The 11,289-nt window shown below is 74.4% G+C and carries 6 protein-coding genes; 3 read left to right on the top strand and 3 right to left on the bottom strand.

Going from position 1 to position 11,289, the window contains the following annotated elements; translation table 11 throughout:
* Positions 1-236: 236 nt before the first annotated feature.
* Together AB0C20_RS31605 and AB0C20_RS31600 are read right to left on the bottom strand one after the other, a co-directional pair.
* A complete protein-coding gene (locus AB0C20_RS31605; protein WP_357569358.1) occupies positions 237-905 on the bottom strand; it encodes a hemerythrin domain-containing protein in 669 nt (222 codons plus the stop codon).
* Positions 906-1,019: 114 nt separating this feature from the next.
* A complete protein-coding gene (locus tag AB0C20_RS31600; protein WP_357569357.1) occupies positions 1,020-4,304 on the bottom strand; it encodes a BTAD domain-containing putative transcriptional regulator in 3,285 nt (1,094 codons plus the stop codon).
* Positions 4,305-4,477: 173 nt separating this feature from the next.
* Between AB0C20_RS31600 and AB0C20_RS31595 the strand changes: the two genes are divergently transcribed.
* Together AB0C20_RS31595 and AB0C20_RS31590 are read left to right on the top strand one after the other, a co-directional pair.
* A complete protein-coding gene (locus tag AB0C20_RS31595; RefSeq protein WP_357569356.1) occupies positions 4,478-5,296 on the top strand; it encodes a class I SAM-dependent methyltransferase in 819 nt (272 codons plus the stop codon).
* 56 nt (positions 5,297-5,352) lie between these two features.
* A complete protein-coding gene (locus AB0C20_RS31590; protein ID WP_357187841.1) occupies positions 5,353-5,898 on the top strand; it encodes a YciI family protein in 546 nt (181 codons plus the stop codon).
* Positions 5,899-5,927: 29 nt separating this feature from the next.
* Here the strand turns inward: AB0C20_RS31590 and AB0C20_RS31585 are convergent, their stop codons facing one another.
* Positions 5,928-8,150 carry an adenylate/guanylate cyclase domain-containing protein gene (locus tag AB0C20_RS31585; RefSeq protein WP_357569355.1) on the bottom strand — a complete coding sequence of 741 codons (2,223 nt, stop codon included), beginning with the start codon at positions 8,148-8,150 and terminating at the stop codon, positions 5,928-5,930.
* Positions 8,151-8,344: 194 nt separating this feature from the next.
* On the opposite strand from AB0C20_RS31585, the gene AB0C20_RS31580 reads away from it, so the two are divergent.
* On the top strand, positions 8,345-11,289 hold a 2,945-nt coding region (locus tag AB0C20_RS31580), incomplete at its 3' end, for an AAA family ATPase (protein ID WP_357569354.1).

The following is an 11,289-nucleotide window of genomic DNA, read 5'->3' as shown; positions in this document are numbered from 1 at the left end:
TCGACCGGCGCAGCTACCAAGCCACCACCAGTATCGACATCGTCATCCCCGACCCTTGACGACCACACCAACCACTTAACTGAACGGCGTTGGGGCTAGTACTCCCAGCGACCCAGCCGGGTCGGGACCGCCTCGTCGATCATGCTCAGGGCGAGGTGGGGTTCGGTCGCGAAGCCGACCCAGCCGCGTCGGGCGAGCCGCCGACTCAGCTGGGTCGGGCGAGCCGCTGACCTTGCTCAGCGGACGCTGGCGCCGATGCGCGGGGGCGTGGCGGTGCCGTGCACCCGCTTGGCGTGGCTGGCGTACAGCCGGGGCGCGATGATCGGCATGAGCAGTCGGGCCGGCAGCGGAGCGTGCGCCAGCACCGCCTTGACCACCTCCGGGTCGCCCTCGTACATGGCAATGCCGAAGGCCAGCGGGAGCTGCTTCTTCGGGGACTTGCTCATGCCGTGCTCGCCGAGCTGCGTCCACTCCCGGGCGGTGACGTGCCGCTGCGCCAGCGGCAGGATCTCGCTCTCCTCCAGGGCCATGTGCTCGATCAGCGCGGCGCGTAGCTGCTCCAGGGCGTCCGCGAGCTGCTCACCGCCGCGTGCGGTGCGGCGCCACTGGGGGAGGAGGCCGACCACCGCCGCGTGGGCGTCCTCGATGGCGTGGTGCTGCGCCTCCATGGTGGGGACGATCGCCGCTGCCTCCGCGCCGCCGCGCTCCAGCAGCCGGGGCCAGAGCAGCAGGTCCTCGCCCTCGTGGTGCAGGTGCAGGATGTGGCAGAGCATCTCGGCGTGGGCGCCGACGACCTCCGCGCGCGTGGCGTCGCCAGGGGTGACGTCGCGGACGAGCTGCGGCAGCAGGCTGAACTCGCGACGGAGCGCCGAGTGCGCCATGTACATGTCGCGTACGTCGGCCATGGCTTCGCGGTGGTTCTGGTTCACGGTGACCTTTCCGAGGGATCAACTGGCACAGATCTTTTGATCATGCTCGGTGTCACTTGGAACCGGCTTGGAATCCGCCAACGGTGACGGTCAGCGGGCCATCGCCGCCGTCGCCTCGGCCAGCCAGTGCGGCGACTCCCACCGACGGGCGACCCGCGCGGCGAGGGTGAAGTGCCGGGTTGCCTCCTCGGTGTGGCCCACCAGCCGGAACAGCTCACCGAGTGTCAGCGCGACCGGCCGCACCACTGCCGCTGTGGTGGAGAAACCGGCCAGTTGGTCGCGTACCGGGAGCAGCGCGTCGATCACGGGGTGGGCCAGGTCCCGTCGACCCAGCGCCACGACGACCATCCCGCGCACGCTGAGCAGCGCCGACTCGAAGTAGTCCGGGCGGTAGGTGTGCCGCCCGATCGGCATTGCCCGCGCCTCGTCCAGACGTCCGCTGCCGATCAGCGCCAGCGCCAGCAGGTCGTCCACGATCGGGCCCAACGACCTCCGGATCCGCCGGGTCGCCTCCAGGTGCTCACCGAACCGCCCCTGGCTGATCAGCAGGGTGCCGGTCGAGAAGTAGTGGAAGGCCTCGGCGTGCAGCGAACCCTGCCGCCGCATCTGCACCTCGACCTGGTCGTAGTGCCGCCGCGCCGCGTCGAAGTCGCCGGCGATGTGCGCGAGGGCGCCCAACGAGCACAGGTTGATCGTCTGCGCCTCGTTCAGCTGGTACGTCTCGGCCAGCCACCCCTGCCGGGCAACACTGAGGCGCAGTTCGTCCGGCTCGTTGAGCGCGGCAGCGCAGTGGCCCAGCGCCTGCTCGGCGACCGAACGGTAGGCCACCAGCCCGTGCTCGTCGGCGAGGTCACGCAGCTCCAGGGCGAAGGCCCGACGGTCCGGCGCCTCCCGCTCGTAGCTCATGGTGCGCAGCCGCGCGGCCAGCCCGAGGGCGCGCAGCTCGTGGTCGTCCAGCCGCTGCGAGAGGGCCAGCGCCTCCCGTCCGGCCGCCACGCCTCGCGGATCGGACTCGCCGTCCAACTCGGTGGCCAGGGCCTCCAGCAGCCGGCAGCGGGCGACCGGTTCCAGGTCCTGGGCGCGCAGCAGCCGGGTGAGCAGCTCGACGACCCGGTGGTCCACCACGCCGTACTCGTGGGTCAGCCACGGGGTGGGGACGGTCCACGCGGTGAACGCCGCGACCAGCAGGTCGTCGCGGCCGGACGCCGCGGCGACGTCGACAGCCCGAGCGCGAGTCTGCCGGGCGGCCGCCACCGCGCCGGCCCGCGCCTGGGCGCGCAGCAGCCGCCCGAGCAGGTCCACCCGGAGCGCGTCGCGGTCCCCGGCGACAGTGGCGACGGCTTCGACAGCGTTGCTGAGCAGCTCGATCGCGGCGTCGTACGCGTACCGCCGCTCGGCCAGCTCGGCGGCCCGGATGGCGTAGTCGACGGCGAGCGGTGCGGTGTCGGCCGACGCGGCGCGGGCGTAGTGGTGGGCCAGGGCGGGGTAGTCGTCGGGCCGCAGCCGACGGGTGGCGGCGGCGATCCGCGCGTGCAGGCGGGTGCGGCGCAGCTGCGGCAGGTCGGTGTAGATGGTGTCGCAGACCAGGCCGTGCACGAACCGCACCCGCCCGGGCGCCGGTTCGGTGAGCAGCCCGGCGGCCAACCCGGCCTCCAGTGCCCGCAGGACGGCGCCCTCGTCGGTGCCGGCGGCGTCGACGAGCGTTCGCACCTCTGCCTCCCGCCCCACGGCCGAGGCGAGACGCAACACCGAGACGGCCGTCGACGGGAGGCGGGAGAGTCGTCGGCGCAGCACGTCGCGTACGCCCTCGGGCACGTCGGAGGTGGCCACGAGCGTGCCCTCGGCGGCCAGCAGTCGCGCCGACTCCCGGACGTAGAACGGGTTGCCGCCGGTCCGCTCGGCCAACGCGGTGACCGTGTCCGGGTCGACGGTGCTGCGGGCCAGCGCGCCGAGCAGCCGTTCGACGTCGGACGTGCTCAGACCGCCCAACGGGATCCGGTGCGGTGACCGGCGGGCCAGGACCGCCATCGTGTCGGCGAGCCGCTCGGTGTTGTCGGCGGGACGCATCGCCGCGACGAACAGGACGGTGCCGGTGGTCATCTCGGTGACGCTCTGCAACAGCAGCAACGTCTCCGCGTCGGCGGCGTGCAGGTCGTCGAGGATCACGGTGACCGGTCTGCGCGCCGCGGCGGCGTCCAACCAGGCGCCGACGGCGCGGTGCAGCCGGAACCGGCCGGCGGTGACGTCGCCGCCGGCCTCGCCGTCGCCCCCACCGAGCAGCGGGGCGAGCGCCGGGGCGCTGTCACCCGGGGGTGCCTGCTCAGCGAGGTACCGCAGCGCCTCGACCCAGGCCCAGGCCGGCGGGGCGCCCTCGACCTCGGGACAGCGGCCGACGGCGACCAGCCAGCCGTGACCGGTGAGCTCGTCCCGAAACCGGGTGAGCAGGCTCGTCTTGCCGGCCCCGGCCTCACCGCTGACCAGAGCGACTCGCGGCCCGCTCGCCACCGCCTCGGCGGCTGCCTGCCGAAGCGCCTCCAGCTCGGCCTCCCGGCCGACGAAGACCTCCGCCGGCACCTGCCGCTGCACGCGTACCGCTGGCGCCGCCACCGGTGGCAGCAGGTCGAGCCGCTGGCCCAGGATGGCGGACTCCACCTCGACCAACGCCGGGCCCGGGTCCAGTCCGAGCTGGTCGGCCAGGGTCGCCCGGGCCCGGCGCAGCGCGGCGAGCGCGTCGCCCTGCCGACCGGTACGCCACAACGCCAGCGCCAGCAGCCGCCAGCTCTCCTCCCGCAGCGGCGCCTGCCGGGTCAACAGCTCCGCCTCCGGCACCACCTCGGCCGCGTCGCCGCAGCGCACCGTCACGTCGAGCAGCAGCTCTCGGGCGCCGAGCCGCAGCTCCTCCAGCCGCAGCACCTCCGGCTGCGCCCACGGCTCAGCGGCGAATTCGGCGTACGCCCCACCGCGCCACAGACCCAGCCCGTCGCTGAGCAGTTGACGTGCCCGGCCCGGATCGCCGGGGCCGACCGCTCGCGCCTCGGCGAGCAGCGTCTCGAACCGACCGGCGTCGACGGCGTCGGCGGGCAGCCGCAGCGCGTAGCCCGGTGCCGCGGTGACCAGGACTCGGGCCGGCACCCGGCGCTCGCGGGCCGGCTCCAGAAGGCGGCGCAGATGCGAGACGTACGCCTGGAGGGAGGCGATCGCCCGGGGCGGCGCGTCACCCCGCCACAGATCCTCGATCATCTGCCCGACGGAGACGACCTCGCCGCGGGCCGCGAGCAGCAGCGCGAGCACGGCGCGTTGGCGGGGGCCGCCGAGGTCGACCGGCCCGCCTGTGTCGACCTCGACCTCAAGCGGCCCGAGCACCCGTAGCAGCATGACGGACCAATCCTAGTCGCGCTGGTGAGCGGCTCATCCGCTGCCACGGGACACGGGGCAGCCAGCTCACGGCAGGCGCGGGCGGCGGCCCGACCACCGCGCCTGCGCGCCGCCGAACGCGCCTCGTTCGATATCGTGGCACCACCACCAAGATCCGCGAAGGGGGCCTGGCGATGACGACGAGGGCCTTCGACGAATATGAACGGTCGCGCTGGGCCGGACGCGCGGGAGCGTACGACAGCAGTCTCGCCGCGCTCTGCGCGTACCCGGCACCGGCGTTGTTGGACGCCGCCCACGTCGGCGCCGGCACGCGGGTGCTCGACGCGGGCACCGGCTCCGGCACTGTGGCCAGGCTGGCGTGTGCTCGCCACGCCACAGTCGTCGCGGTCGACGCCGAGCCCAGCATGGTCGAGTTGACGCGCGACCGCGTTCCGTCCGTCGACGAGGTTCGCCTCGCGTCGCTGCCGCACCTCCCGTTCGGCTCCCGGACGTTCGACGCGGCCGTGGCGAACTTCGTGATCAATCACGTGGGCGATCCGCTGGCCGCGATCACCGAGCTGCGACGGGTCGTCCGGTCCGCTGGTCGGGTCGCGGTCACCGTGTGGCCGCACCCCCCGCCCGAGGCGCAGAGCCTCTGGGGTGAGGTCTTCGACGCCGCCGGGGTCGACCGTCGCGCCCCCGCCCCGACGGTGGACGCCGACCGGGACTTCCCCCGTACCCCCGACGGGCTGGCGGGCCTGCTCGACAAGGCCGGGCTTGTCGACGTGCGCTGCGACACGATCACCTGGGCGCACCGCACCGACCCGGAGGCCTGGTGGAGCGGCCCCGCCAACGGCATCAGCAAGCCAGGTCTGGTGCTGGAGAGCCAGCCGGCGGCCGTGATCAGCCGAATTCGTGCCGCGTACGACGAACTGACCGCCCGCTACCGTGGCCCCGACGGCCTGCTCGCGCTGCCCACCGCGGCGCTGCTGGCCTCGGCGTCCGTACCGTAGCGGCCACTGCGGCACCCGGTCCTCCGTCGACGAGGGGCACCCGGCGAGAATGCGGCGTGGAGTTTCTCTGTTACCACGGTGACCGGCCCGGCTCGGCGGCGTTGCGCGACGAGCTGTTGCCCGAGCACTGGACCTACATGGACCGGTACGCGGCGGGAATGATCGCCCGTGGCCCGACCTTCGTCGGCGACACGCCCACCGGCAGCGTGCACATCGTCGACGTGCCCGACCCGGCCGCCGCGCGGGCATTCGCATTCGAGGAACCGAACTACCAGGCCGGCGTGTACCGGGACGTGCTGCTGCGCCGGTGGCGCAACACGCTGGGCCGCACCATGTGGGACTTCCCCGGCGGCCGGACCGGCGGCAACCGTTACCTGGTGCTCGGCCTCGGCGCCGGGCCGGCCGCCGACCTGGCCGTGCCGCCCGACCCGGACGAGCTGATCGCGTACGGGCCCCTGCTGGCCGACGACGGCGTCACCTGGCTCGGCACCGCCGCGCTGCTCCGGGCGCCTAACCCGGACGCGGCGCGCGCCATCCTGACCGTGGGCCGGTACGCCGACATCGAGGTGCACAACTGGCAGTTCGGCGGGCGACCGTCCTGACCTGTCCTGAACCGCCCCGACGCCCACAGTCAGGCAGAGGCGGGCAGGCCGTCCAGTGGGCGGATCAACGGTGGGCGGGGTATTGCCCGCACGACCCCGGCATCGGCGGATGTCCAGTGCCCAGCCGAACTCGTCGGCGCGGGGCGGATCGGCGTTGCGGCCCGTCCGATGTCCCGGGACAGGTCACCGCCCGCACCGCGCGGAGGTCGGGTCGCCGGCGTCGGCGGTACGTCGCCCGCCGAGGCGACGGCTCGGAGCCGGCGTGGGCCCGCCGGACGGTTGGCGTCGGAACCCGACGCGGCGGGACGGGTGGCCATCGTCGGGATGGGGATGCCTCGTCTCGGCGCGGTCGGGCCGGTGGCATCGCCCGGCCCTGCCGAGGCCAGCGCCGCGAAGACGGCGTCGAGACGGCCGGTCCGAGCGCCAACGGTGTCGAGGCGCACGATCTCCGCGCTCCTCGCCGCCGAGCCGCTGACCGCACCAGCGCGCGGGTTGGCGTCGCGGTGCACGGTGTCGAGGTGCGGCACGCCGGCTGCCCGGCGTTGGAAGACGGCCCGCAGGGCGCGGGGCAACCGCTCGGCGGCGACCTGGCGCAGCGCGGGAGCGGCGAACGCGTACCCGCCGACCTGGTGGGGGAGCAGCAGCCCGGAGGCGACAAGCGTGCGAAGCGCGGATGCGGACCGGCCGGGCGTCCAGCCGAGTGCCCGGTCCACGGCCGCCCCGGAGATCAGGCCGCCGAGGGTGCCGGCGGCCATCAGCACCGCCCGCCGCTCACCGTCGAGGTGGTCAAGCTCCGCGCCGACGGCCCGGCGTACCGCCTCGGGCAGAGCGAGCGCCGCCGGGTCGGCACCGTCCACCAGCGACGTGACGTACGCCGCTGCGTGCCCGGGACGGCCTCCCACCAGCGGCAGCAGCCGGTCGACCAGGGCCACCGGCTGCCCGGCCCGGGTGAGCAGGTGGCGCAGTAGCCGTCCGGACTGCACCGTGGCCAGTGGTCCGATCGTCATCTGGCGGGCCGGACCGGGCCGGGTGTCGGCCCACTGCGGCTGATGCACTGTGAGCAGCGCCAGCGGCAGCCCGCGCTCCGTCGCCGCGCCGAACAGCGCGTGCAGGAAGCGGCTCACCGCGGGCGCGGCCCGGTCCAGGTCGTCGACGGCCACCATCAGCGGCCGGTGGGCGGCCAGCCGTAGCAGGACCTCGCGGCAGATCGCCGCGCCGGCGAGGGCCGCGGCCGAGCCGTCCGGGGTGGTCAGCAACCGCTGGAGCGCCGGGACCGCGGTGGCCACCCGGGTCGGCGGGAACAGTGGCGTGAGGGCGGCCACGAGCCGGTCGTGGACTGCCGCCGGGCCGTCGCTGTGCCGGATCCCGGCGAGGTCGCGGAGCAGGTGCGCGACCGGCGCCAACACCTGATCGGGGTACGGCTGACAGGTCGCCACGCACCAGCGGACCGACAATCCGTCCACCGTGGTCAGCCCACGGGTCAACTCGTGCAGCAGCCGGCTGCGGCCACTGCCGGTGGGGCCGACCAGTGAGATCCAGCGTGGCGTCCGGTTTCGGATGGCCGCGCCCAACTGGTCGCGGATGGTGGCCAGTTCGCGGCGTCGACCGATCAACGGGCCGTCGTGCCGATCGGCGCCGGGGCGTACCGGACCGACGGCGTGCCAGACCGGCACCGGCGGCACCCGGCCGGCGACCGGCACCGGCGTCAGCTGACGCTGGGTGATCAGGCCGGCGGTGGCGCGCGCGGTGGCGGCGCAGAGCGCGACGGCACCGGGCGCGGCGTACTCCTGTAGGCGGGCCGCTGTGGTGATCACCGCTCCGCTGGCCACGCCGTGCCCGCCGGTGACGACGTCGCCCAGGTCGACCACTACCTCGCCGGTGGCGACACCGACCCGGACGCGCAGCCTGATGCCGTCGACCATGGGCCGTCGGTCCAGCGCGGCCTGGATCTCGAGCCCCGCGCGCACCGCCCGGTACGCGTCGAAGCCGTCGGAGTGCCGAGCGCCGAAGAGCGCCATCACGGCGTCGCCGATGTACTTCTCCACCACCCCGTGCCAGCGGTGCAGCACACCTGCGACGGTGTCGAAGTAGGCCCGCTGCAACGCTCGGACGTCCTCGGGGTCGAGCCGGTCCACCAGGGCCGTGGAGCCGACGATGTCCGCAAAGAGGACGGTGACGACGCGCCTCTCCTGTGGTACCGGCCAGAGCGGGGTGACGGTCCGTTGCGTGTCGACGATGATGCTGGTGGTCATGGGTGTCGCACCGGCCTCTCTCCCCGCTGTTGCCTGATCACCTCCGGAGATTGGCATTAGTGGGCCGACGGGGGATCTGCCGAACGACGTATGTCGGCCACCTGCAACCTTTAGTCGCAAAGTCGACGCGAGGAGTACCACAAGCGGTGGGCGGCCGTAGAACGGTGAGGGGCCCTGTGATTAGGCTGCGTGGCATGGCCAGCGATGTGGACACCGCACCGCTCGTGGGCCGGGCCGAGCTGGTGCAGACGGTTCGGTCCGCGTTGCTCGGTGACGCCGCGCACGGGCAGACCGCTGCGGTCTTCCTGACCGGCGAGAGCGGTGTGGGAAAGACCCGGCTGTTGGGCGAGATCGGCGACCGCCTACGGGAGCGGGGCGCCGTGGTGCTCACCGGCAGCTGCCTGGACATCGGCGACGCCTCCCCGCTGCACCCGCTGTTGCAGGCGCTGCGCCGGTTCGACACCGAGGTGTCCACCTCGCCCGCCCGCACCTCCTCGGCGGTGCGGGGGCTGTTGCAGATGTTCGCCGACGAGACCGCCGGCCCGGACGGCGCTGGCGCGTTGCTGGAGCGGGTCTCCCGTGGCCTGCACCTGATCGCCGAGGGTCGCCCGCTGGTGCTGATTCTCGACGACCTCCAATGGGTCGACCGCAGCACCCGGCAGCTCCTGCTCTACCTGCTCGCCGGCCTGGGAGATCTCCAGTTGTCGGTGCTGGCGGCGGTGCGTGCCGAGTCGTTGCAGGGCGCGCACCCGCTGCGCCGGGTGCTCACCGAGCTGCGTCGGCTCCGCACGGTGCGGGTGCTCGACCTGGCGCCGCTGGGCCGGGCCGACACCGAGACGCTCGCCGCCGCTGTGGTCGGCCGAACGCTGACCGCCGACGCGGCCGAGCAGGTGTGGCAGCGCAGCGGCGGCAACCCGTTCGTCATCGAGGAGCTGGCCCGGGATCTGCGCGACGGCCGCGACGGCCTGTCCGAGACGCTGCGGGAGATCTTCCTCGACCGGGTCGACGCGCTGCCCCAGCACGCGCACGCCGTGGTGCACGCGGTGGCCGCCGGGGTCGAGCCGGTGCAGCACTGGCTGCTGGCCGAGGTGCTGCGGATGCCGGAGGACGAGCTGATCGCCGCGGCCCGGGCCGCGGTGGCGCACCGGCTGCTGGTCGGTGCCGACGAGGGCTACCGGCTGCGGCACCGCCTCGTGGCCGAGGTGCTGGCGCACGAGCTGCTGCCGGCCGAGCGCTCCGGGCTGCACCGCCGCTACGCCGAGGCGCTGACCGCCGCGCCGGGTGAGCTGCACCAGGCCCGGCTGGCGCACCACTGGCGGCTGGCCGGCGAGCCGGCGCGCGCCCTGCCGGCGGCGGTGGCCGCCGCCCAGGAGGCCGAGCGGCTGCACGGTTACGCCGAGGCGCACCGGCACTGGTCGGCGGCGTTGCAGTTGGCCGCCGAGCCGGGCCCGCTGACCGTGGACCGGGTCGAGCTGCTCGAGAACGCCGCCGAGGCGGCCCACCACTGTGGGGAGCACGCGCGCGCGTTGGCCCTGCTGGAGGAGTTGGCCACGCTGCGGGGTGGCGAGCCGAGCTGCGCGCTGCACATCCGCCGGGCCCGCTACCTGGCCGCCGCCGGTCGCTCCGCGCTGGCCGAGGAGGAATACCAGCGGGCGCTGAAGGCGGAGGACTGCTCCCCTCGGGACCGGGCGAGCGCCGCCGCCCGCCTGGCCGAGCTGCTGCTGCACCTGGGTCGCTACGCCGATGCCGGTGCGCGGGCCCGCGAGGCGCTGGCGTTGGCCGAGAACGTGGCGGGCTCGGCCACCGAGGTGGTGCTGGCCAGTTCGGCGTTGGGCTTCAGCGACGCCTGCCTGGAAGACCCGGACGCCGGTCTGGCGGTCATGCGCGACGCCCTCGACACCGCCGAGCGTGCCGGTCAGCCCGAGGACGTGGCCTGCGCGTACCTGCACCTGGCTGAGCTGCTGACCGGGCCGCTGAACGTCCTCGAAGAGGGCGTGGTGGTGGCCCGGCGGGGCGCCGAACGGGTGGCCGAGCTGGGGCTGGGTCGCACCTGGGGCACCCGGCTGCTGGCCATCGCCATCAACGGGCTGTTCCGGGTGGGCCAGTGGGCCGAGGCGGAGAAGGTGGTGGCCGCGGCCCTTCGGCACCGACCGTCCGGTGCGGACGCCGTGGAGCTGCTGTTGGCCCGGTGTCGGCTGTCGGTGGGCTACGGCGACATCGAGGCCGCCGGTCGGGACCTCGACGCGGTGGCGACCCTGCTCGCCGGCGGCGGGGCGCGACACGTCATCCCGTTGCTCACCCTGCGCTCCGGGCTGGCCATGTGGGAGGGTCGGCACGACGTGGCGCGGCAGGCGGTGCAGCGCGGCCTCACCGAGAGCCGTTCCGACGACGTGATGATCCTCTCCGCGCTGGTCTGGCACGGCCTGCGCGCCGAGGCTGAGGCGCACGCCAGCCGCACTGTGGAGGTGGACCCGACGGCGGTGCGCCGGCTGCGGGACGTGGCCGAGCGGGTGGCCCGCAAGAGCGCCGGTGCCGCCCGGCCGGTGCGCTCGGTGGTGGAGGGTTTCCTGGCGTTGTGCGCCGCCGAGGTCAGCCGCCTCGACGGCAGCGATCCGGAGCTGTGGGCCGCGTCGGCGGCCGAGTGGGATCGACGCAATCACCCCTATCCGGCGGCCTACTCGCGGCTGCGGCACGCCGAGGCGCTGTTGGCTCGGCGCAGCCGGGTGGCCACCGCCGGCAAGCTCCTGCGGGAGGCGTACCGGGTGGCGCAGGGGTTGGGCGCGGTGCCGTTGACCTCGGAGATCCGCGAGCTGGCAGGGCGGGCCCGGGTGTCGCTGGACGAGCGCGACAGCACCGGTGCGCGCAGCGTCCCGGTCGAGGCGTCCGACGACGAGTTGGCGGCGCTCACCGCCCGGGAGCGGGAAGTGCTCGCCCTGGTCGCCGAGGGGTTGACGAACAGGGAGATCGGGCAGCGGCTGTTCATCAGCGAGCGGACCATCGGGGTGCACGTGTCGCACATCTTCGACAAGCTCCAGGTTCGTACCCGCGTGCAGGCGAGCGCGATCCAGTTGCGCCGGGGTGGGGCGTACACCCGCACGTCGGGGAAGGCGCCGGCGCTCAAACCGAGCTTCGCGTACGC

This window comes from Micromonospora sp. NPDC048843 (assembly GCF_040649965.1).
In the GTDB taxonomy this organism is placed as follows: domain Bacteria; phylum Actinomycetota; class Actinomycetes; order Mycobacteriales; family Micromonosporaceae; genus Micromonospora; species Micromonospora hortensis.
Note: the sequence above shows the minus strand (reverse complement) of the source record. Positions and strands in the feature narration are given on the sequence as shown.